21 protein-coding genes are annotated in these 20,275 nt (G+C 71.5%); 11 read left to right on the top strand and 10 right to left on the bottom strand.

Annotation, left to right across the window (positions count from 1 at the left end; translation table 11 throughout):
- Positions 1–18: 18 nt before the first annotated feature.
- A complete protein-coding gene (locus tag ACZ7DE_RS30390) occupies positions 19–780 on the bottom strand; it encodes an alpha/beta fold hydrolase (protein ID WP_470766740.1) in 762 nt (253 codons plus the stop codon).
- A 63-nt stretch (positions 781–843) separates the two neighbouring features.
- Between ACZ7DE_RS30390 and ACZ7DE_RS30385 the strand changes: the two genes are divergently transcribed.
- Positions 844–1,275, top strand: coding sequence for a MarR family winged helix-turn-helix transcriptional regulator (locus tag ACZ7DE_RS30385; protein ID WP_470766738.1), 432 nt, complete (start codon positions 844–846; stop codon positions 1,273–1,275).
- A gap of 155 nt (positions 1,276–1,430) precedes the next feature.
- Here ACZ7DE_RS30385 and ACZ7DE_RS30380 read toward each other — a convergent pair whose 3' ends face one another.
- A complete protein-coding gene (locus tag ACZ7DE_RS30380) occupies positions 1,431–2,192 on the bottom strand; it encodes a GNAT family N-acetyltransferase (protein ID WP_470766737.1) in 762 nt (253 codons plus the stop codon).
- 113 nt (positions 2,193–2,305) lie between these two features.
- On the opposite strand from ACZ7DE_RS30380, the gene ACZ7DE_RS30375 reads away from it, so the two are divergent.
- Positions 2,306–3,487, top strand: coding sequence for a PP2C family protein-serine/threonine phosphatase (locus ACZ7DE_RS30375; protein ID WP_470766736.1), 1,182 nt, complete (start codon positions 2,306–2,308; stop codon positions 3,485–3,487).
- 227 nt (positions 3,488–3,714) lie between these two features.
- On the opposite strand, the gene ACZ7DE_RS30370 is transcribed toward ACZ7DE_RS30375, so the two are convergent.
- Entirely contained in the window at positions 3,715–4,080 is a 366-nt protein-coding gene (locus ACZ7DE_RS30370; RefSeq protein WP_470766734.1) for an STAS domain-containing protein, read from the bottom strand.
- A gap of 169 nt (positions 4,081–4,249) precedes the next feature.
- Here ACZ7DE_RS30370 and ACZ7DE_RS30365 point away from each other — a divergent pair, with 169 nt between their 5' ends.
- Positions 4,250–4,702, top strand: a complete 453-nt coding sequence (locus ACZ7DE_RS30365) for an ATP-binding protein (protein ID WP_470766732.1) — start codon at positions 4,250–4,252, stop codon at positions 4,700–4,702.
- Here the strand turns inward: ACZ7DE_RS30365 and ACZ7DE_RS30360 are convergent.
- On the bottom strand, positions 4,699–5,250 hold the full coding sequence (locus tag ACZ7DE_RS30360) for a phosphatase PAP2 family protein (protein WP_470766730.1): 552 nt from the start codon (positions 5,248–5,250) through the stop codon (positions 4,699–4,701). The genes ACZ7DE_RS30365 and ACZ7DE_RS30360 overlap by 4 nt on opposite strands.
- A 519-nt stretch (positions 5,251–5,769) precedes the next feature.
- Here ACZ7DE_RS30360 and ACZ7DE_RS30355 point away from each other — a divergent pair.
- Complete coding sequence (locus ACZ7DE_RS30355; protein WP_470766728.1) at positions 5,770–6,219, top strand: hypothetical protein; 450 nt, start codon at positions 5,770–5,772, stop codon at positions 6,217–6,219.
- 13 nt (positions 6,220–6,232) lie between these two features.
- On the opposite strand, the gene ACZ7DE_RS30350 is transcribed toward ACZ7DE_RS30355, so the two are convergent.
- Together ACZ7DE_RS30350 and ACZ7DE_RS30345 are read right to left on the bottom strand one after the other, a co-directional pair.
- Entirely contained in the window at positions 6,233–6,784 is a 552-nt protein-coding gene (locus ACZ7DE_RS30350; RefSeq protein WP_470766726.1) for an HAD domain-containing protein, read from the bottom strand.
- Positions 6,785–6,825: 41 nt separating this feature from the next.
- Entirely contained in the window at positions 6,826–8,166 is a 1,341-nt protein-coding gene (locus ACZ7DE_RS30345) for a glycoside hydrolase family protein (RefSeq protein WP_470766725.1), read from the bottom strand.
- Between the two features lie 181 nt (positions 8,167–8,347).
- On the opposite strand from ACZ7DE_RS30345, the gene ACZ7DE_RS30340 reads away from it, so the two are divergent.
- From ACZ7DE_RS30340 to ACZ7DE_RS30315, 6 genes are all read left to right on the top strand, one after another.
- Complete coding sequence (locus tag ACZ7DE_RS30340) at positions 8,348–9,367, top strand: LacI family DNA-binding transcriptional regulator (RefSeq protein ID WP_470766723.1); 1,020 nt, start codon at positions 8,348–8,350, stop codon at positions 9,365–9,367.
- A gap of 171 nt (positions 9,368–9,538) precedes the next feature.
- Positions 9,539–10,882, top strand: coding sequence for an ABC transporter substrate-binding protein (locus ACZ7DE_RS30335; RefSeq protein WP_470766721.1), 1,344 nt, complete (start codon positions 9,539–9,541; stop codon positions 10,880–10,882).
- 63 nt (positions 10,883–10,945) lie between these two features.
- Positions 10,946–11,944 carry a carbohydrate ABC transporter permease gene (locus ACZ7DE_RS30330; protein ID WP_470766719.1) on the top strand — a complete coding sequence of 333 codons (999 nt, stop codon included), beginning with the start codon at positions 10,946–10,948 and terminating at the stop codon, positions 11,942–11,944.
- Between the two features lie 3 nt (positions 11,945–11,947).
- Positions 11,948–12,808, top strand: a complete 861-nt coding sequence (locus tag ACZ7DE_RS30325) for a carbohydrate ABC transporter permease (protein WP_470766717.1) — start codon at positions 11,948–11,950, stop codon at positions 12,806–12,808.
- Between the two features lie 181 nt (positions 12,809–12,989).
- Positions 12,990–13,454, top strand: coding sequence for an Lrp/AsnC family transcriptional regulator (locus tag ACZ7DE_RS30320; RefSeq protein WP_470766716.1), 465 nt, complete (start codon positions 12,990–12,992; stop codon positions 13,452–13,454).
- Positions 13,455–13,546: 92 nt separating this feature from the next.
- Positions 13,547–16,504, top strand: coding sequence for an aminotransferase (locus ACZ7DE_RS30315; protein WP_470766714.1), 2,958 nt, complete (start codon positions 13,547–13,549; stop codon positions 16,502–16,504).
- A gap of 101 nt (positions 16,505–16,605) precedes the next feature.
- Here the strand turns inward: ACZ7DE_RS30315 and ACZ7DE_RS30310 are convergent, their stop codons facing one another.
- The 3 genes from ACZ7DE_RS30310 to ACZ7DE_RS30300 all read right to left on the bottom strand — a co-directional run bounded on the left by ACZ7DE_RS30310 (position 16,606) and on the right by ACZ7DE_RS30300 (position 18,163).
- Positions 16,606–17,511 carry an NAD-dependent protein deacetylase gene (locus ACZ7DE_RS30310; protein ID WP_470766713.1) on the bottom strand — a complete coding sequence of 302 codons (906 nt, stop codon included), beginning with the start codon at positions 17,509–17,511 and terminating at the stop codon, positions 16,606–16,608.
- 68 nt (positions 17,512–17,579) lie between these two features.
- Positions 17,580–17,714: a hypothetical protein gene (locus tag ACZ7DE_RS30305; RefSeq protein WP_470766711.1), complete on the bottom strand. Its 135-nt coding sequence runs from the start codon at positions 17,712–17,714 to the stop codon at positions 17,580–17,582.
- Positions 17,711–18,163 carry a dihydrofolate reductase family protein gene (locus ACZ7DE_RS30300; protein WP_470766709.1) on the bottom strand — a complete coding sequence of 151 codons (453 nt, stop codon included), beginning with the start codon at positions 18,161–18,163 and terminating at the stop codon, positions 17,711–17,713. The genes ACZ7DE_RS30305 and ACZ7DE_RS30300 overlap by 4 nt, the downstream gene beginning before the upstream one ends.
- Before the next feature lie 313 nt (positions 18,164–18,476).
- Between ACZ7DE_RS30300 and ACZ7DE_RS30295 the strand changes: the two genes are divergently transcribed.
- Positions 18,477–19,259 carry a DUF899 domain-containing protein gene (locus tag ACZ7DE_RS30295; protein ID WP_470766707.1) on the top strand — a complete coding sequence of 261 codons (783 nt, stop codon included), beginning with the start codon at positions 18,477–18,479 and terminating at the stop codon, positions 19,257–19,259.
- A gap of 327 nt (positions 19,260–19,586) precedes the next feature.
- Here the strand turns inward: ACZ7DE_RS30295 and ACZ7DE_RS30290 are convergent, their stop codons facing one another.
- On the bottom strand, positions 19,587–20,264 hold the full coding sequence (locus tag ACZ7DE_RS30290) for a response regulator (protein ID WP_470766705.1): 678 nt from the start codon (positions 20,262–20,264) through the stop codon (positions 19,587–19,589).
- Between the last annotated feature and the right edge of the window lie 11 nt (positions 20,265–20,275).

The following is a 20,275-nucleotide window of genomic DNA, read 5'->3' as shown; positions in this document are numbered from 1 at the left end:
GCGCTGTGACGGCCGGGTTCAGCGGCCCCCGGTCTCGGCGGCGAAGGCGTCGAGCAGGGCGAACGTGCGGGCGGGCTGTTCGAGATGGGGCAGATGGCCCGCCTCGGTCACCGTCTCGAAGCGCCCGTCCGGGAACGACGCGGCGTACTGCTTGCCGTACGCCGGAGTCGCGATGCGGTCGCTCTCGCCCCACAGCACGAGGGTGGGGACGGTGACGGTCGCGAGGCGGGGCCGGAGGGCGGGGTCGTTCATGGCGGGGCCGCCGGAGAAGACGCGCAGGGCCGCCATGTTGGCCTGGACGGCGGCGAGTCGCTCGGCCGGAACGGTCGTCGGGTCGACGTAGAAGCGATCGGCGTCGTGGTACGCGTACTCGGCGACGCCGCGCGCGTCGAGGGAGAAGAAGTCCCGGATCGGTTCACCGGCGACCTCGATGCCGACCGAGTTGATCAGAACGAGGCCGCTGATCAGCCCCTCCGTGTCGGCCGTGGCCAGTTCGGCGCCGATCCAGCCCCCGAGCGAGGAGCCGATGACCAGGACGTCGGACAGGCGGCGTTCGCGCAGGAGGCGGAGGTAGGCGGCGGCGAGGTCGGTCACGGCGGTGAAGTCGTCGGGCCGGGAAGTGCCGTTCCAGCCCGGGTGGGTGGGCAGCAGGGTGTGGGCGGTCGCGGCGAAGTGCTCGGCGATCGGGGTGACGGTGGCGGGGCCGCCGCCGCCGTGCAGGACGAGTACGGGGCGGCCGGCGGAAGGGCCGGATTCGGTGAGCGTCAGTGCGGAGGTCATGCCCCGGACTGTAACTAAGGATGTTTATATAAGCAAGCTTAGTAAGAGTGGTAGTCTGGAGGCATGGCCGTTGAACTGCAGACTCTCGGACGGGCCGTGAAGGCCGCCCAGTATCGCCAGCACCGAGCGCTCGACAGTCGCCTCGCGTCGATCGGCAGCACGCTCGCGCAGTGGGACGCGCTACGGGCGATGGGCCGCACGCCGGGCGCCAGCGCACGGGAACTGGCGGCGGCGACCTTCCAGAGCGAGCAGGCCTTCGGCACGCTCGCCGGACGACTCGTGGCACAGGGGCTGGTGGACCGCCGCCCCGGGCGCGGCCGACGCATCGAGCACCATCTGACCGCTGAAGGGGAGCGGATGCTGAAGGCGGGCCACGAGGTGGCGGACTCGGTGCTCGCGGAGTGCTTCGGAAGTCTGGCGGAGACGGAGCGGGAGGCGCTGCTCGGGCTGCTGCGCAAGCTGGAGGGGCCGCCGGAGGGCGCAGCCGGCCCCTGACGAGATGGACGGTCGGGCCGACGGGGCCGGGCGGACCGGCTCGGCCGGTAGGGCCGGTTGAGCCAGTTGGAGAACGGTCACGGGCCGGTGGCCCAGGGCGGCGCCCTGACCCGGCTCCGCGCCGAGTGCGGCTGCCGCTCTCCTCACTCGACGCGTCAGCCGCGTTCGAAGCAGTGCGTGTGGCCGATGGGGGAGAAGCCGCGGCGCTCGTACCAGTGCCGCGGCCAGTCCGACGCGTCAGCGGTCAGGAACCGGGTGCCGCAGCCCCGGTCGGCGGCCATGCGCAGCGCCGTGGCGAGCACCTCGTCGGCGTAACCGCGCCCGAGATGGGCCTCCGAGGTGATCAGGTCCTCGATCTGGGCGGTGCCGGCTGCCGGGTCCAGATAGAGATCGGCCCATGAGGCGACCTCGTCGTCCTCCGTGCGGGCGGCGAGGAAGCGTACGACGTCCGCCCCGCGCCGGCGGGCCTCGCGCCGGTCGACGAGGTGGCGGATGACCTCGTCGTCGACATCCGGGAGGAAACCTCGCCATCGCCGGGTGAGCGGGGGCCGTATCGCGTCGAGATCCGTCTCCTGCGCGGACCCGCCGGCCGGAACCGGGCCCTCGTGCAGCATCACCAGATAGGTGGAGTGGGCGTAGCCGGCCCGGACCAGCGGCTCTGTGCACGCCCTTGCGACGTGGTCGTCGAGGACGGAGATCAGACGGTGTGGCACATGTCCCAGTGCTTCCTCCGCGATGCCGGGCAGTGCCTGCGCATCGACCGCCCCGTCGACGACGACCTGATTGTTCGCACGGGAATGTATGAATTCGTCGTCATGGACGGCGAATCCGCCCGGAAAGTCGACGGCGCGTGCCGCCTGGCGGCGGGCGAAGGCCGACAGGAAGGAGTTGATCCGCTGGAGTTCTGGGTTCGGCATGCAGGGAGCGTACGCAGCCACCCCGCGCGCCGTCCTGGCCAGGCAGGATGGACGGATCAGGTGACGATGCGGAGATGTGGGGAAGAAGGTGCGGCAGCCGACAGGAGGTTGCCGTGGAGGGTGGAGATCTGGAACTGGGCGAATTGCTGGCCGCTGCAGAGGCGGCGCCGCCCGGGGAGTCCGTCGACGTGGTCGCACACGATCTGCAGAAGCGGTTCGGTGCGGAGCGCGTGTCCTTGCTGTTCGTCGACCTCGTGGGTCAGCGGCTGGTCCGGCTGGCCGCGGCCGGCGAAGACGCCGCTGACGAGGCCGGGCCGATCGGCCTGCAGGGCAGTGTCTACGACGGAGTTCTGCGGAGTCAGCGCCAGTACGTGGAACCGGACGGTCAGGGCGGACAGCGCGTCCTCACGCCGGTCACCAACCGTGGCGACTGCATCGGCGTTCTGGAGGTGACCCTCCAGTCCGGCGACGACACCGTGCTGCGGCAGGTTCGCGACGCGGCACACGCGCTGGCCTACATCATCGTCACCGACCGCCGCTTCACCGATCTGTACCACCTGAGCCGGCGCACCACCAAGACCAGCCTGGCCGCGGAGATCCAGCACCAACTCCTTCCCTCAGCCCCCTGTTGCGAGGCCGAACAGTTCACCCTCGCCGCCGGGCTGATGCCCGCCGACGACATCGGCGGCGACACCTATGACTACACCCTTGACCGTCACACCCTGCACCTGTCCATCACCGACGCCATGGGCCACGACACGAACTCGGCCCTGCTGGCCACCTTGCTGGTCAGTGCGCTGCGGCAGGCCCGCCGCAGCGGCTGTGACGCCCTAAGACAGGCGCAGGAGGCCCATCAGGCCCTGCTCACCCACAGCCGTGGCCTGGCCACCGGACAGTTGCTCTGCGTCGACCTCGACTCGGGCCGGTGCGAACTGGTCAACGCCGGCCATCCCTGGCCCCTGCGGCTGCGCGACGGCGCCGTCGAAGAGGTCAGACTCGCCGTCAACCTGCCGTTCGGCGTGGCGGCGCCCACCGCGTACCGCCTGCAGGAACTGCAACTGCTTCCCGGCGACCGCCTGATCCTGCTCACCGACGGAATGCAGGAGCGCGGTGCCGTGGCCGCCGACCTGGCCTCGGTCGCCCTCGCAACGCGCGCGCTGCATCCAAGAGAGGCCGTGCAGGCCCTGACATCCGCGGTGCTCGAGGCCTGCCACGGCAGCCTCAAGGACGACGCCACGGTCCTGATACTGGACTGGCACGGCCATCGTCGCGGAACGCCCCGAACCAGACGATAGGCCCAGCGATGAGCCGCGGCCCCCTCTGTGGGCCAGGCCCGCAGAGGTGAGGCCGTCCGGAGCGGCCCCGACGGAATGGACACGGCAGGACGGTCCGGCGCCGGGGCGCCGGCGACGATCATCCGGGCAGCGGACCGGGCGCCGCCGCACTGCGTGAGCCGGGACCTGCCGGCGGCAGTGCGGCCGCGCTCACGGACAGGGCGGCACGGACGGTCCGGACAGGGCGGTCACGTGTTCAGAGCCTGTTCGACGGTCGGATGGCAGGGGATGACGGCGTCGATGCCGACCAGCTGCAGCACACGCGAGACGGACTCCTGGGCGCCGGCGATGCGCAGCCAGCCCTGGGCGTCACTCACTCGCCGGTGCACGGCGACCAAGACGTTGATCCCGCTGGAGTCCATGAAGGACACGCCACTGAGGTCCGCCACGATCCTGGGCGGCAGGGCCCCGGCCTCGGACCCCAGTGCTTCGCTGAGGATGTCCGTGACGTCGTGGTCGATCTCGCCGTGCACGGTCACCACACGGACCCCGTCGACGTCGACGGGATGGACGGAGAACCGGCTCGGCCGGTCCGTTTGCTGGTTGTCGGTCACTGTCTCCTCGACTGCGCCTAGGCTGGACCCGGGTCAGGGGCGTGCGCGGAATTCTGCCCCACTTGTACGGCGGCATGCACCCGGGCAGCTGTCAGGACGACATCGATGTGGCATACATGCCGTAGTCGCGGGTACGGGCGCACGTAAACGGGGGAGTGAGGGCTAACGCGTGGGATCCCATGCCGACGATGACGGCTGTACCGAGCCGGACGAGTATCTGATGCGCGCCGGTTATGCGCTGGGCGCGAGCGACGGCTGCATCGCCGACGCCCGCCATTACGCCGTGGCCTTCCTCGACAAGGCTCAGGTCGAGCATCGCCTGCCGGTGCCCGCACGGGTGAGGGATCTCACTCAGCTGGTGGTCAGCGAGCTGGTGACGAACGCCCGCAAGTACGCTCCCGGGCCCGTTCTGATGGAGCTGCGCATCACCGTGGGCGGCGTCGACATCGTCGTGTGGGACAGCGAACCCGCCGTTCCCGCGGCCCGGGCCGCCGACCCGGGAAGGATCGGCCAGCACGGTCTGGAGATCGTCAAGGCCGTCACCAAGCATCTGTTCATCGAGCAGGAGCCGGTCGGCAAGCGCATCACGGCGCGCATCGCGCTGGGCGACACGGCCGGCTAGGAAAGCCAGAGCTTGCGCGCCAGGCGCGGAATGCTGCGGGTGAGCCAGGCGCCGGCCAGGCCGATGACAGCCCCCGTGGCGACGTCGGTGGGGTAGTGGGCGCCGCTCTGGACGCGCTCGACGGCGACCAGCGTGGCCGCAACCGCGCACAGGGCGCCGGTCACGGGCATGGAGGGGGCGACAGCCGCGGTGAAGGCGACCGCGGCCGCGGTGTGCCCGGAGGGGAAGGACGACGATTCGGGCCGGTCCTCCACCTCGTCGTGCGGAATCCACTCCTTGGGGGGCCGGGGCCGGTCGACGAGCTGCTTGCACAGGCCGTTGGAGGCGAGCTGCGCGACGGCGAGAGCCGTCAGCCCCGCGGCGGCGGCCCGGCGTCCGCGCCGCCCGCCGCACGCGGCCAGGAGCACGGCGGTGCCGCACCACAGCTTGGAGCTCTCCGCGCTCTCCTCCACGACCGACAGCACCCTGCCGACACCGGGCGGGACCCGGGATGCCGCCAGTCGGGTCAGCTCCCGGTCCGCTTCCTGCAAAGCCCTTACCAAGCCCATGACCTGCGATTTCCCGGTCGGCGGGAACCTACACCAGGGAGCGGCTCCCAGCCGGGCGGACGCGGGCGACACGGGGCACTGCGGTTGCCCACCCGGCGAGAACCGGAAGACGGGTTTTCCTCCTGCGTGATCGCGACCCGTGCCCCCCCAAAGGCTCGGCCGTAATGGGGAGTAGATAGTCTGACCTGGAGCAGCCGACGCAACTGGAGCGACTTCGCGATCAGTTGGAGACGGAGGTCTCCGCATCCCGGTCGCGGCTCGCGCCAGTGGACCACGGGACACGGTGCCGCCGCCGTGCCGAACCCCCGCGGCACGGCGGACACGTGCCGGCCGGCGACGGCGCGACACCACGCGAGCGTGCGGAGCCGATGACGGTCGGCGTCGGCACGGCGTGGTCGGCGGAGCCGTCGGTCAGCGGCCCGGACCTCCGCCTCGCCCCTTGGCGTCCCGGCTGGGATGTCCGGGCCTTCGCGGACCACCGCTCATCGACACGACAGCCCGCTACAGATCGGAATCATCGTGACCCAACGGCTGACCACACGTATCGCCATGGCGGCGGGGGCCGCAGCCCTGGCGGTGTCCGCGGCGGCGACTCCCGCCTCGGCGGCCTCCTACGTCGACAAGAGGCTGAACGTCTGCACCAAGGCGCCCGCGGGGGTGAACAGCTGCGGATACGGCATGGTCGTCAAGTACTGGTACAAGCAGGGTTCGAACAGCCGGGGCGTCTCCTGGGTCTGGGCGGACAAGGGGACCAAGTCGAGCAGGACCCTCTACGCCCGCTGGCTCTACCAGAAGCCGGGCGGCGCGCTCCACGTCGGCAAGGGCTGGAAGAAGGCCAAGGACGAGGGCGACTTCGTGGGCGTCGGCTGGTACGCCGGGGAACACAAGGGACCCGTGTTCCCCAAGAACACGAAGATCTGCATTCAGTTCAAGGGGTACTCCGCCAAGACCTGCGTGACGCTCAAGTAGTTCTGACGCGTCGCTAGCTCGGAGACCCTCCGGCTCTCCGAGCTCGCGTCAACTCCTCGTACCACAGGCCGAGAGCCGCGTAGTCGCCGTCGGTGAGACCGAGGCCGGCGTCGACGCGGTGGAGCAGGGCGTGCCCCGGGTGGTGGGCGGCGACCCAGGCCCGGTCGGTGTCGGTGAGTTCGTCGTCGACCCAGGCGAACGACCGTCCGGCCGCCCACTGGACCAGGGCTCGCGTCTTCCAGTGCAGTCCGGCGCGTGCGTTTCGTTCATCGGTGGCGGACGGCTCCGGCCAGGCCACCACGGGCGACCGTGGGAGACCGAGCAGGGGAGCGATGCACTCGTTCGCGTCGTCCCCCCATGTCGTCGCCCAGACCAGCTCGCACGGCAGCCCGGCCAGCTTGGGCCCGTGCGCCGGATCGACTCTGGCCAGGAGCGGATTCGCGCCTGCTGCACGCGGATCGGGATCCGTCTCCCGGGTCCGATACGGCTGAGACTTCCGGCCGAACGGGATGAGCGGTCCGTCGACGTCGACGAACAGCAACGGAAGCCGCACAGAGCTGGTCACAGCACCAAGGGTAGTGACCGGCAGGTGGGTTTCCGTGTGGTTCAGGGGCCGGGCCAGATGGCTGAGGCGTCGTCGCGGTGGGGGTCGGGCAGCCGGACCGGGCGCACCGGGATCGTTCGGCTGTGTTCCTCGGTGACGGCTGTCCACGGGGCGGGTTGCCCTGAGTAGCACAGCGCCGTGAGGACGAAGACGCCGTCGGCGTAGACCTCGACGTACTCGCCGACGGTGAGGATGCGCACAGTGGCGGGCGGTGCGGCCAGGACCGTCTCGCCGAGGCGGTCGCCTGCCGGGCCGGTGATCCAGAGGTTCTTCCCGTCGCAGCCGACGGCGAGGGCGGACCGGCCGCCGTCCGTGGCATGGGCGCGCAGGGTGATCTCGACGGGACCGGTGACGTCGACGTCGCCGACCGCGTGCAGGGCCGGCCGGTCGGTGGCCTCGCCGAGCCAGGCGTCCAGGCCGTTCCACCACTCCAGACGCGGCGCGCTGTCGCTTCCCGTGATCAGGGACTTGGGCTGGGCGAGCATGCCGCGGCAGCGTTCCCCGGCGTCGGTCAGGCCGACCTGGCGGGGCGTGGTGTGCAGGACGACGCGTGAGCCGTCCGGCGCGGCGACGACCCGCGGCGCGTACGACCCGGTGGGTCCGAGGGGACCGCGGCGGGTCCAGGGGCCGCGCAACCGCGGTGCCGTCCACGACTCGAAGCCGCGCGTGGCGCCGATGGAGCCGATGAGCAGCCACCCGCCGTCGTCGAGGCGTTCGAGGACCGGGCACTCCAACTCGTCGACGTCGCCCGGCGAGATCAGCGGCGGCTGGACCGTCCAGTGCTCCAGGTCGTCGGAGGTGGCCCAGGCGACGCAGCCGCCGGCCTCGACCGGGAGGGAGGCGTCGTTGGCGCAGACGGCCATGACCCATCCGTCGCCCTCGTCGTCGCGTACGACGAAGGGGTCGCGCCAGGCCATCTGCTCGCCGGTGCGGTACCAGCGCGGGTCCGCCTCGACGACCGGGCCGGTGCCGTGGCGGCGCCAGCCGGTGCCGTCGGTGCGGTCGGAGTACGCCAGCCCTACGCTCTGGAGCGGCCAGCCGCCCGGCGTCAGCCCGCTCACGCCGGTGTAGAACATCGCCATTCCGTCGCCGTGCGGGACGGGGTGCATGGTCCACACCGCCTGCTGGTCGAAGCGGCCGGGCAGGCCGACCCCGAAGGCGGTGCCCTGCGTCCGCCAGCCGACCAGGTCGGTGGAGGTGGCGCGGCCGTAGGAGGTCTCCATCCGCAGGTGGTCGAACTCGGCCGTCCAGGGGCCCTGCAGATGGAGCACCGCGTACGTGCCGTCCTCGTCCCGCAGCAGGGCGAAGTCGTTCAGGCAGAGGCCGGGCGGGGCGTATCGCATGCGCAGTTCCTGTCGGCTCACAGCGCCCAAACGCATGCGCTGATCTTCGATGTAAGCGGGATCACCAGTGAATCGGCCCAAGTAAATCTGAACGCAAACGCTTGCGCAACAAGGTGGGCGGGTTTACGGTCACGTCACTCACAGGTCACACCGACGTGAATCCAACGGGAGGAACTGCGCCGTGACGGCCAGCATCAACGACGTCGCCCAGGCGGTCGGCGTCTCCGCGTCCACCGTGTCCCGCGCCCTGCGCGGCAGGCCGGGCGTCTCCGACGAGGTGCGCGACCGGATCGCGGCCGTCGCAGCCGAGCTCGGCTACACGGCATCCCGTTCCGCCTCCAGCCTGGCCAGCGGCCGCACTTACACGATCGGGGTCCTGGTCCCCTACGTGGGCCGCTGGTTCTTCGGCACCGTGCTGGACGCCGCCGAGAAGGTGTTCAGCGCCGCCGGGTACGACGTGCTGCTGTACAACCTCGGCTCACCGGAGACCCGCAAACGCTTCTTCACCAGGCTGCCGGTCCGCAAGCGGGTGGACGCGGTGCTGTCGCTCCTCATCCCCGACGAGGAGGAGTCGGCCGCGCTGCGCTCCCTGGGGGTGCCGCTGGCCACGACGGTCGGCGGCGTCCGCGCCGGCTTCACCGTCGTCGGGATCGACGACCGGGCCGGCACCGAGAGCGCCGTACGGCATCTGGTGAACCTCGGCCACCGCCGCATCGGCATGATCAGCGGGTCCAGCGGGCCCCTGCACTGGACGACACCCATCGAGCGCCGCAACGCCTATCTGGGCGTCCTGGCCGACGCCGGGATCGAGCACGACGCGGCGCTGGAGGCGGACGGCGACTACACCGTCGAGGGCGGCGAGCGAGCCATGACCGAACTGCTGGCCGCCTCCCGCCCGCCGACCGCCGTGTTCGCGCAGTCCGACGAGATGGCGATGGGCGCCCTGCGCGCCCTGCGCCGGCATCGTCTCAAGGTGCCGGAGGACGTGTCCGTCGTCGGCTTCGACGACCACGAACTCGCCGACGTGGTGGGCCTGACGACCGTCGCCCAGCCGGTCGCCGAGCAGGGCGCCGAGGCCGCCCGACTGCTGCTGCGGCAGCTGGACGAACCCGGCGCCGAACCCGCCGGGCACGTCCAGATGCCCATCCGCCTCGTCCTGCGCGAGACCACCGCTCCGCCCCGGCCGCGCGGGCCGCAGTGACCGCTGCCCCTTGAGCCCCACACGCGCGGGCCGCGGTGACCGCCGCCCCCTGAGCCCCACACGCGCGGGCCGCGGTGACCGCTGCCCCCTGAGCCCCACACCCCCACACCCCCACGCCGCGAAGAAACGCCCCGACCCCCGAACCCCTCGCCACAGCACGGAGGCACAACCATGAGCTCGACCAGCAGAAGGCACCGCCGCACAGCCTGTACGGGGCTGGCTCTCGTCCTGCCCCTGGCGGCCCTGGCCGCCTGCGGCGGGGGCGGCGGCACCGACGCGTCCGCGGAGGGCGGCAGCGGCAAGGGCACCATCAGCGTCTGGGCCCACCAGGGCCAGAAGAGCGAGGACGCCGCGGTGCAGGCCGCGGTGAAGTCCTTCAACTCCTCGCAGAGCGACATCAAGGTCGAGCTGAAGCTCATACCCGGCAACGACTACACCAAGACCATCACCGCCACCAGCGCCTCCGAGCTGCCGGACGTGCTGGAGTTCGACGGCCCGACCATGGCGAACTTCGTCTACAACAAGAAGCTCGCCCCCATCGACGACTACGTCTCCTCCCAGACCATCGCCAACGCCACCGACGCGAGCAAGTCGCAGGGCGAGATCGGCGGCAAGCACTACGGCCTGGGCATGTACGACTCCGGGCTGGGGATCTACGGCAACAAGAAGCTGCTCGACGCGGCCGGCGTCACGTACCCCACCGGTCTGTCCGACGACTGGACGGCCGAGCAGTTCACCGCCGCCCTCAAGGCGCTGAAGGCCAAGGACTCCGACGGCAAGACCCTCGACGTCCAGGAGAACAACGGCCTCGCCACCGAGTGGGGCACCTACGGGTTCGCGCCCGTCGTCTGGTCGGCCGGCGGCTCGCTGATCAAGGGCGGCAAGGCGGAGGGCGCCCTCGACGCCCCGGCCGTGGTCTCGGCGCTGAAGACCTTCCAGTCCTGGAAGACCTACGTCGACCCCAACACCGACGGCAACGCCTTCGCCAAGGGGCGCGTCGCACTCAGCTGGGTCGGCCACTGGATGTACCCCGCCTACAGCAAGGCCCTCGGCGACGACCTCGTCGTCCTGCCGCTGCCCGACTTCGGCAACGGCCCCAAGACCGGCCAGGGCTCCTGGGCTTGGGGCATCGGCGCCGACAGCAAGAACGCCAAGGCCGCCGGCGCGTTCATGGACTACCTGCTCAACGACACCAACGTCACCGCGATGACGACGGCCAACGGCGCCCCGCCCGCCACCAGGACCGCGCTCGCCGCGTCCCCCCTGTACAAGCAGGGCGGTCCGCTCCAGCTCTTCGCCGACCAGCTCGCCAAGCCCTGCGGCGACAGCGACATCATCAGGACGTGCGTCGCCGTCACCCGCCCGGTGACCGCCGGATATCCCACCGTCACGGCCAAGTTCGGCGAGGCCCTCAACTCCGTCTACGGCGGAGCCGACCCCAGGAGCGCCCTGGAGAAGGCCGCCCGCGCCATCGACCAGGACTTCTCCGACAACGCCGGCTACCAGATCCCGTAGGACCATCGGCCAGGGGCGGGCCGCAGGTGGCGCGCCCGCCCCCGCCGGGAACAGGACTCATCCGTGACCTCCGCCGAACCGGCGCACGCAGCGCCCCCCGCCCGGGAGAAGGCCCCGCCCGTGACCGCCGCAGAAGCCGCGCGGACGGCGCGCACCGCGCGCAAGAACCGCGACTGGCTGCACGGACTGCTCATGTCCGCGCCCGCCGTCGCCGGACTCGTCGCCTTCGTGGGCGTCCCGTTCGGTTACGCCGTCGTCCTCTCCTTCTACAACGTCCGCCTCGGCTCCCCGCTCCCGCCCGCCTTCTTCGGCCTGGAGCAGTACCGGCGGCTGTTCACCGACCCCGACCTGTCCGGCCCCTTCCTGCGGGCCCTGCTGAACAACCTGACCTTCGCCGTGGTGGTCGTCCCCGTGCAGACGGGTCTCGCGCTCGGGCTGGCGATCCTGCTCAACCGCAAGCTGAAGGCGATCGGAGTGTTCCGGTCCTTCTTCTTCATGCCGGTCGTCTTCCCGATGGCGCTGGTCGCCGTGATCTGGCGGCTGATCCTCGCCCGCAGCGACCAGGGCATGCTGAACTCCGCGCTGCACGCGGTCAGTTTCGGCAACTGGGGGGCCTTCGACTGGCTCGGCGACTCCGCCACCGCGATGGCGTCGATCATCGTGCTGTCCGTCTGGCAGGGGGTCGGCTTCCAGATGGTCATCCTTCTCGCCGGCCTCCAGCAGATCCCGGGCGAGCTCTACGAGGCCGCCCAGCTCGACCGCGCCACCCGGTGGCAGCAGTTCCGCCACGTCACACTGCCCGGCATCCGGGGCACCCTGGTCTTCGTCGCCCTGCTCACCTCGGTGCTGTCCTTCCGGGTCTTCGACCAGGTCTACGTCCTCGTCAAGGGCGGCGGCCTCAACGAGGACGCCACCCGCACGGTGATGTACCAGGCCGTCACCACCGCCTTCGACCGGAACAACGTCGGCCAGGCGTCCGCGATCACCGTCGTCTTCTTCCTGATCGTCGTCGCCCTGACCCTCGTCCAGCGCCGCGTCGTCCGGCCCGACAACGAGGACTGAACAATGACCATGAGCACCGGCACGGGCCTCACCCGCACGCCCCTGCGCCGCCTCCTCGACTACGCCGTCCTGAGCGTGCTGACGTTCATCTTCGTGCTGCCCGTCCTGTACCTGTTCATGGGCAGTCTCAAGCCGTCCGACGAAGTGCTGAACGGCCTGTCGGGATTCCTGCCCACCCACCTGTCCTTCGACAACTACACGGCCGTTCTCGACAGCCTGAACTCCGACAGCACCGGCTACTTCTGGCGCTTCATGGGGATCTCACTGCTGGTGGCGTTCGTCGTGGTGACGGGCGGCCTGTTCGTCAACTCGATGGCGGCCTACGGTCTGTCACGGCTGAAGTGGCGCGGCCGCAACGCCGTCTTCACCCTGGTCCTGCTGCTGATGCTGGTCCCGTTCGAGTCGGTGGCGGTCCCGCTGTTCTACATGTTCAACGAACAGCGCAACACCGTCTTCATCCAGGCGATCCCGTTCGTCGCCAACGCCTTCTCGGTCTACCAGTTCCACACGTTCTTCCGTTCGATCCCGCCGAGCATCGAGGAAGCCGCCCGCCTCGACGGCGCGGGCCCCTGGCGCACCTTCTTCGCCATCATCGTCCCGATGTCCAAGCCGGCCTTCGCCTCGGTGGCGATCCTGACGTTCCTCACCCAGTGGGGCTCCTTCCTGTGGCCGGTGCTGATGGTCTCCGACCCCTCCGTACGCCCGCTGCCGCTGGAGATGAGCGTCTTCCAGGCCCAACTGCCCCCGGACTGGGGGCAGATCCTCGCCTTCGGGGTCCTGCTGGTGCTGCCCGTCCTGATCGTGTTCGCGTTCTTCCAGCGCTGGTTCGTCCAGGGCGTGGCCAGCTCGGCCGTCAAGGGCTGAGCGTCCCCCGCACGGACGGCGGCATCGCGGCTGAGTGGGGAATCACGCCGGGCCCACGCTCGATTCCGTCGTCCATGCGCTTGATTCGAGCGAGCCGATCCGTCATTGTGCTGGAAACGAACGTATGGCGTGCCGTTCGCGCAGGAGAGACGTGTGCGTGCGGAAGGGACAGAGGTGCTCCGTGGACGACATCGACCGGGCCATCCTTCGGGAGCTGCAGGTCGACGGCCGCATCCCGTATGCCGAGCTGGGGCCGAAAGTGGGGCTGTCGCCCTCGGCCGCGAGACTCCGGCTGCAGCGACTGATCGACACCAGGGCGGTGCAGGTCGTCGGGGTGACCGACCCCATGACCACGAGCCGGCAGGCGATGGCGCTTCTGGGCCTGGGCGTCGAGGGCGATTCCCGAGCGGTGGCCGATGAACTGTCCACGCACGACGAAGTCGTCTACACGGTCCTGACCGCGGGCCGCTACGACCTGTTCGCCGAGGTGGTGTGCGGCAGCCCCCGTGATCTCCTGGACTTCGTCAACGACGTCGTTCGGGCCGTCGAGGGCGTCGCGTCCGTGGAGAGCTTCCCCTACTTCGCGATTCACACCCACCGCTTCCTGTGGGAGGTCGACCAGGGGCATCCGCCCTCCGCGCCCTGACGGTCTGCGCCCCCACCTCTGTCCCCACCCCCGCCCCCCGCCCCCTGTCCCCACGCCGCCCCACGCCCGCGCACCCAGCCGAGGACCCCTGCATGCCGCACGACGAGCGCCGCACCGTCGATTTCTTCGCTCAGGACGCCCTTCCGGCGCCGCAGGTGACCACGGCCCTTGCCGAGCGCATCGCCGCCCGGCACCTCGGCGTCACCGCCCGGGCGACGGCACTGGGAAGCCAGCAGGACGCCAACTTCCTGCTGCGCGCGGACGACGGCACCGCCCTGGCGGTCCTGAAGATCGCCAACCCCGCCTTCGGGCCGGTGGAGATCGAAGCCCAGGACAGGGCCGCCGACCTGATCGCGGAGGCACACCCGGAACTGCGCATCGCCACCGTCCTGCGCCGCCCCGACGGCTCCCCTCGCTGCGCGACCGTGGACACCGAGAGCGGGCCGGCCGTCGCACGGTTGCTGCGGTACCTGCCCGGCGGCTCGCTCACCGGCCCCCGGCACCTGCCCCCGGCCGCGGTGGCCGCCATGGGGACGATCGTCGCGAAGGTGAGCACCGCCCTGCGCGACTTCCGGCACCCGGGCCTCGACCGCGTTCTCCAATGGGACCTGCAGCACGCCCCCCGTGTCGTCGCCGAGCTCGCCCGGCACATCGACGAGCCCGACCGGCGCGCCGCCGTCCAGGCCGCGACCGCCGACGCCTGGGCACAGGTCGCCGGACTCGCCGCCGCGCTGCCGTCGCAGACCGTGCACCTCGACCTCACCGACGACAACCTGATCCGTTCCCCCGAAGGCCGCCTGCCCCTGCCCGACGGGGTCATCGACTTCGGTGACCTGACGACGAGTTGGGCGGTGGGCGAACTCGCCGTGTCACTCTCGTCGATGCTCCACCACGACGGCGCCGAACCCCACCACGTGCTGCCCGCCGTCAAGGCATTCCACGCCGTACGGCCGCTCTCCGCGGAGGAATCCGAGGCGCTCTGGCCGCTCGTGGTGCTGCGCGCCGCCGTCCTGGTCGCCAGCGGGCGTCACCAGGCATCCGTCGACGAGGACAACGCCTACGCCAAGGCCGCACTCGACCGCGAGTGGCGCATCTTCGAGCAGGCCACCCGCCTGCCGCTCCGGGTGATGACGCACCTCGTCAAGGACGCCGTCGGCAGGGCCGGTGCGCCTGCCCCGGCCGACGCACCGGCGTGCTCCCTGCTGCGCGGCGTCGCCGCCGACGACCTCACCGTCCTCGACCTGAGCACCGGCGCGGACTGCACGGACCACGGAGCCTGGCTCGAAGCCGACGCCGAGAACCGGCTTGCGCTCTCCGCGTTGTCGGACGGCGCGGCCGCGGTGGCCACCCGCTACGCGCAGCCACGCCTCACCCGGACTCCGGCACTGTCGGCCGAGTCTCCCGCCACGGTGCCCACCGGCGTCGACCTGTGGCTCGGCCGTGCCGCCGTGGCACAGGCCCCTGCCGCGGGAACGGTCCTCGCCGCGGCGCCGGGCCGGCTGGAGATCACCTACGGCTCCCGGGTGCTGACGCTGTCCTTTCCCGGCGGGATCACCCCGCTCGTTTCCGCCGGTTCGACCGTCCGGGCGGGCGAGGACCTCGCCGAGCTGCCGTCCCGAGCCCCGATCCACGTGGCGCTGGTCGACGCCGGCAGCCCCGCCGTCCCGCGCCTGACCCGCCCCGAGTACGCCGCCGGCTGGCTCGCGCTCACCGCCGACCCCGCCCCGGTCGTAGGTCTCCCGCCCGCCGACCGTACGGAGGCGATGGACCTGCTCGACCGGCGTGACGCCGTGTTCGCGACGGTGCAGGGGCACTACTACGCCAACCCGCCCCGCATCGAACGCGGTTGGCGTCACTTCCTGCTCTCCACCGACGGCCGCTCCTACCTCGACATCGTGAACAACGTCACCCCGTTGGGGCACGCCCACCCGCGCGTCGAGCAGGCGGTCGCACGGCAGTTGCGCCGGCTCAACACCAACTCACGGTTCCACTACGCCTCGGTGGTGGAGTTCACCGAACGCCTCGCCGCCCTCCTGCCCGAGCCGCTGGACACGGTGTTCCTGGTCAACTCCGGTTCCGAAGCGGTGGATCTGGGCCTGCGCCTGGCCATCGGCGCCACCGGACAGCATGACGTCGTCGCGCTGCGCGAGGCGTACCACGGCTGGACCTACGCCTCCGACGCCGTGTCCACCTCCCTGCAGGACAATCCGAACGCCCTCGCCACGCGCCCCAGTTGGGTGCACACCGTCGACTCGCCCAACGCGTACCGCGGACGGCACCGCGGGGCGGACGCCGTGCGCTACGGGCCCGAGGCGGCGGCGACGATCGACGAGCTGGCCGGGGCGGGCCGCCCGCCGGGCGCCTTCGTCAGCGAGACCTTCTACGGCAACGCCGGGGGAGTGGCCCTGCCCGACGGCTACCTCGCCGCGGTGTACGCGGCGGTCCGCCGCCACGGCGGCCTCGCCGTCGCCGACGAGGTCCAGGTCGGCTACGGCCGTCTGGGCCGGTGGTTCTGGGGTTTCGAGCAGCAACAGGTCGTCCCCGACGTCGTCTGCGTGGCCAAGGGGATGGGCAACGGCCATCCCCTCGGAGCCGTCATCACCTCCAAGGCGGTCGCCGACCGGTACCGCGACCAGGGCTACTTCTTCTCCTCCACCGGGGGCAGCCCGGTCTCGAGCGTCGTGGGCCTGACCGTCCTGGACGCCCTGCGCGACGAGGACCTCCAGGGCAACGCGGCGCGCGTCGGAGCCCGGCTGAAGAACCGGCTCGAGGCGCTGACGGACCGCCACCGCGTCATCGGAGCCGTCCACGGCTCGGGCCTCTACCTCGGTCTCGAACTCGTCCGGGACCGCGCCACCCTGGAACCCGCCACGGAAGAGACCGCCGCACTGTGTGACCGCATGCTCGACCTCGGCGTCGTCGTACAGCCGACCGGCGACCATCTCAACATCCTGAAGATCAAGCCGCCGTTGTGCGTCGACGCAGCCGCGGTCGACTTCTTCGCCGACATGCTGGACCGCGCCCTGCAAGAACTCGGCCGCCACGACTGACCCCTGCCGGAGTGCCCGCGTGCCGGCGCGCGGCGACCCTGCGCACCGCGCGCCTGCCGTATGGGACGCACCCGCGGTGCGGACGACGCCCCGGCGGCCCGTCACCGGGGCGGTTGCTGCCGTCCGTCGAGGGGGACGCCCAGCCGGTCGGCGACGGCGGTCAGGGCTGTCCCCAGGGGGAGTTCCACCCGGGGGAGGGCGTGCCGGTCGCCCCGGGTCGGGTCCCGGTTGACGATCAGGACGGGCTTCCCGGCCTGGGCCGCCTGGCGGACGAACCGGAGCCCGGACATCACCGTCAGTGACGAACCCAGTACCAGGAGGGAGGTCGCCCCGTGGACCAGTTCGCGGCAGTGCTCGACCCGCCGTGGCGGCACGGATTCGCCGAAGAACACCACGTCCGGCTTGAGGACCCCGCCGCAGACCGCGCAGGGCACCACGCTGAAGTCGCCGATCTGTTCGTCGGTGAGGTCGGCGTCACCGTCCGGGTTGACCCCCGCGGCCACCGGATCGAAGCCCGCGTTGGCCTCCTCCAGCCGCTCGGCGAGCTCGTGGCGCGGGCACAACGCGCCGCAGGAAAGACAGACGACCCGGGCCAGGCTTCCGTGGAGTTCCACGACGTCCTCGCTCCCGGCGGCCTGGTGCAGGCCGTCGACGTTCTGGGTGATGACGCCGCGGAGCAGCCCGTGCCGCTCGAAGGCGGCCACGGCCCGGTGCCCGGCGTTGGGGCGGGCGCGGCCGAAGGTGCGCCAGCCGAGGTGGCTGCGCGCCCAGTACCGGCGACGTGCCTGGGCGCCTGCGGTGAAGTCCTGGTAGGTCATGGGGGTGTGCCGGCTGAGGCTGCCGCCCTCGCCCCGGTAGTCGGGGATGCCCGACTCGGTGGAGATCCCGGCCCCGCTGAGCACCAGCACACCGCCGTCGCCGAGCGCGTCGGTGACCTGCCGCAGATCGGTGGTGCCCGGTGGCAGGTCCGCGGCAGGGGTCCAGTTCAGGGTGGGGCGCATGCGCATGCCGCCAGGGTACGAAACTCCGCTCCCCGGGCTGCCGTGCGGCGCGGGGCCGTCCCGCCGACGTGCGCTCAGGTCGTTGCGTCGTAGCGCACGAGCAGGTTGCCGGAGCCCTCCCAGGTACGGGTGCCGATGGTGCGCAGCGGTGTGCCGAGGGCCTGCCGGAAGGCGGGCGTGCCGCCGCCCGGGAAGACGGGCCCGATCATGAGGTGCAGTTCGTCGACAGCCCGGCTGTCAGCAGGTCGTTCCACAGGGTGCGGCTGCCGAAGACGAGGATGTCGTCTCCGTCCTCCTGCTTGAGTCCGGCGATGTGCTGGTGGGCGGCCGAACGGGCGACGATCCGGGTGGTGCGCGTCCAGGGTGCGGTCCGGTCGGGGGTGAGCCCGTCAAAGACGACCACCTTGTGGATCGCGTCGTCCAGGCGGGAGATCTCCCGCTGCGTCTCGGTCGCCTGCGGGGCGGGGGCGACGCTGGGCCAGAATCCGCGGAACATGTCGTAGGTGCGGGCGCCGGGCAGCAGCGTGCCGGCGGCCCGCAGCCGCTCGGCGCAGTAGGCGTCGAGGGACGCGTCCATGGGCAGCGCCATGACGTTGCCGCCCGGCCCCTGGCAGTACCCGTCGAGCGAGACGATGGCGGTCACGATCAGCTTGCGCATGTGTTCTTGCCTGTCCTGGCGTACGCCGAGGGCGCCACGCCGTCCACGGGTGGACCGGGTGGCGTCCCGGAACTCATCGCCGTGCGCCGGGGTTTCGCCTCGGGAGAAGCACGGGGCCACCGCGGAGCGGCATCGAAGCCGACGGCGCACGTGTCCGGGCGTGGCTCGGACGAGCGACCCACCGGCGCGGCGCCGCCGCGATGAGTTTCGGCCGGGTGACGAGTCTGGTCTGGTGACCGTCGTGCGACGTCCCGGGACGTCGTACGCCGTTGTCCGGCGACCCTGCCCGACACGAGACATCACGGAGGACACCATGCCGACCACGCCGAGTGACCCGACCGCCGCCGCACCCGGCCGCCCGCCCGTCGTCGACCTGGACGCCTGGCAGGCCGCCCGGGACGAGCTTCTGGTCCGCGAGAAGGCCCACACGCATGAGGGCGACGCGCTCGCCGCGGCCCGCCGCCGGCTGCCGATGGTGGAGTTCGACGGAACGGTGGAGGTCGTGGGCCCCGAGGGCCCGGTCCCGTTCCTGGACCTGTTCCAGGGCCGCGACGAACTCGTGGTCTACCAGCACATGTGGTACGACGGCGCGCCGCATCAGGGACAGTGCGAGGGCTGCACCACCACGGCATGGCACCTGCGGGACGCGGTCTACCTCGACGCCCGTGGCGTCTCGTTCGCCGTTCTGACCACCGGCCCCTGGGAGGAGGTGGCCTCCTACGTGGAGTTCATGGGCTACACCCAGCCCTGGTACTCGGTGCGCGACGTGGCCGCGCCGGTCGGCGGGGAGATGGGGTACCTCGCCTGCTTCCTGCGCGACGGGGACCGCACGTTCCTCACCTACTCCACGACGGGCCGTGGCAACGAGCGGGTCAACGGTTCCCTGGGCCTGCTCGACATGACGCCGTACGGCCGCGGTGAGGCATGGGAGGACAAGCCCGAAGGCTGGCCCGAGGGGCGCGACGCGTGCTGGTCCTGGCGCACGGACGCGGACGGGAACGCCACCTGGGGCCCGACCAGCCGCCCCGTGCCGCAGTGGACCCGCCCCGGCGCAACGCCCGTGGAGACCCTCGGCAGGCACGGCCACCACCACTGACGGGCCTGCGAGGACGACGTCGGCGACCGGCCGCGCGTGCGGCCGCGCCGGGGGTCTGCGCGTCGCCGGGCCGCCGGCGGTGCTGGTGAGGAGCCGGCCGCCAGGTCTCGTGGGCATCGATCGCCCGCGTGAGTCGGTGGCGTCGGCGACGTCGACGGTGGTCAGGGGCCAGGCACGGTGCCGGGGCGGTCTTCGAGTGCGTGCGGACATGCCGAGGGTAATGACAGACGCCCCCACCGTCGGCCCTCTTCTCCCGGACACCGCAACCGGTGTCCGGCCGACCTGTCGCTGGCCTCGGCTCGGCCCAGCCTCGCCGGTCGCCTCGGCTCAGCCTTGTGCTTCTCCGGCCTGGACCAGGCCGGTCTCGTAGGCGATGACCACCAGTTGGGCACGGTCGCGGGCGCCGAGTTTGGTCATCGCCCGGTTGGCGTGGGTCTTCGCGGTGACCGGCGTGACGAAGAGGCGTTCGGCGATGTCGTCGTTGGACAGGCCGTTGGCCACCAGGACCATCACCTCGCGTTCGCGGGGAGTGAGCGTGGCCAGCCGCCCGGGATCGACGAGGTCGGCGGGGGCGGGCTGGGCGAGGACACGGGCGATGAGGCCCTTGGTCGCCGTGGGGGAGAGCAACGCCTCCCCCGCGGCGACGAGACGGACGGCGTCGAGGAGCTGAGCCGGCTCGACGCCCTTGCCCAGGAAGCCGCCGGCGCCCGCCCGAAGGGCCTCCACGACCAGTTCGTCCTCCTCGAAGGTGGTCAGGACGAGGACCTTGACCCCGGCCAAGTCCTCGTCCTGACCGATCAGCCGGGTGGCCTCGATGCCGTCGACCTCGGGCATCCGGATGTCCATCACCACGACGTCGGCGCGTTCGGTGCGGGCCAGCAGCGCCGCCTCGCGGCCGTTGGCGGCCTCGGCGACGACCTCCATGTCCGGCTGCGCGTCGATGAGCAGTCGGAAGGTGCCGCGGAGCAGGGCCTGGTCGTCGGCGAGCAGCACACGGATCGTCACGGGCGGAATTC

The sequence above is a fragment of the Streptomyces sp. NPDC037083 genome (assembly GCF_055606485.1).
Note: the sequence above shows the minus strand (reverse complement) of the source record. Positions and strands in the feature narration are given on the sequence as shown.

Bases quoted from the DNA above. Each gene is read 5' to 3' on its own strand.
- ACZ7DE_RS30390 (WP_470766740.1), bottom strand. From the start codon at position 780: ATGACCTCCGCACTGACGCTCACCGAATCCGGCCCTTCCGCCGGCCGC.
- ACZ7DE_RS30385 (WP_470766738.1), top strand. From the start codon at position 844: ATGGCCGTTGAACTGCAGACTCTCGGACGGGCCGTGAAGGCCGCCCAG.
- ACZ7DE_RS30380 (WP_470766737.1), bottom strand. From the start codon at position 2,192: ATGCCGAACCCAGAACTCCAGCGGATCAACTCCTTCCTGTCGGCCTTC.
- ACZ7DE_RS30360 (WP_470766730.1), bottom strand. From the start codon at position 5,250: ATGGGCTTGGTAAGGGCTTTGCAGGAAGCGGACCGGGAGCTGACCCGA.
- ACZ7DE_RS30345 (WP_470766725.1), bottom strand. From the start codon at position 8,166: ATGCGATACGCCCCGCCCGGCCTCTGCCTGAACGACTTCGCCCTGCTG.
- ACZ7DE_RS30335 (WP_470766721.1), top strand. From the start codon at position 9,539: ATGAGCTCGACCAGCAGAAGGCACCGCCGCACAGCCTGTACGGGGCTG.
- ACZ7DE_RS30325 (WP_470766717.1), top strand. From the start codon at position 11,948: ATGACCATGAGCACCGGCACGGGCCTCACCCGCACGCCCCTGCGCCGC.
- ACZ7DE_RS30315 (WP_470766714.1), top strand. From the start codon at position 13,547: ATGCCGCACGACGAGCGCCGCACCGTCGATTTCTTCGCTCAGGACGCC.
- ACZ7DE_RS30310 (WP_470766713.1), bottom strand. From the start codon at position 17,511: ATGCGCATGCGCCCCACCCTGAACTGGACCCCTGCCGCGGACCTGCCA.
- ACZ7DE_RS30305 (WP_470766711.1), bottom strand. From the start codon at position 17,714: ATGATCGGGCCCGTCTTCCCGGGCGGCGGCACGCCCGCCTTCCGGCAG.
- ACZ7DE_RS30300 (WP_470766709.1), bottom strand. From the start codon at position 18,163: ATGCGCAAGCTGATCGTGACCGCCATCGTCTCGCTCGACGGGTACTGC.
- ACZ7DE_RS30295 (WP_470766707.1), top strand. From the start codon at position 18,477: ATGCCGACCACGCCGAGTGACCCGACCGCCGCCGCACCCGGCCGCCCG.